Origin of the sequence: Bremerella sp. JC817, assembly GCF_040718835.1 — a bacterium.
In the GTDB taxonomy this organism is placed as follows: domain Bacteria; phylum Planctomycetota; class Planctomycetia; order Pirellulales; family Pirellulaceae; genus Bremerella.
On sequence record NZ_JBFEFG010000061.1, the window covers coordinates 1 to 338 of the forward strand.

At 67.5% G+C, this 338-nt stretch carries 1 protein-coding gene; it reads left to right on the plus strand.

All coding sequences use genetic code 11. From position 1 onward, the window contains the following. On the plus strand, positions 1-338 hold a 338-nt coding region (locus tag AB1L30_RS00285; protein WP_367011362.1), incomplete at both ends, for a hypothetical protein.

The window sequence follows — 338 nt, forward strand, 5'->3', positions numbered from 1 at the left end:
GTGTTCCTTCCGTCCGGAACGTACAATCTGAAACTCGCTTCGCGCGAGAAGGCCTATCCCGACCGGCGCAAGGTCAACCGGGACGGAACTCCGGTCGGAAGTGAGGCTGCGGGCGAAGCGTCCGCCATTGCCGGTACCGAGCCCTCCATCGCAGCCTCGCCGGTCCGTGCCGGGCGAGGCTTCCCCGGAGGCGCCGTCGGCATGGCAATCGCCGGGATCCTTGCGACGCTGCTGGTCGGAGCGATCGTTGCGGCCCTGTTCCTGCGCTCGTCCCCGACGAATCGCGAAGGGCGGCAGGTCCCGCAAGTCGCACTCGAACCCAACCATTGCCTGATCGG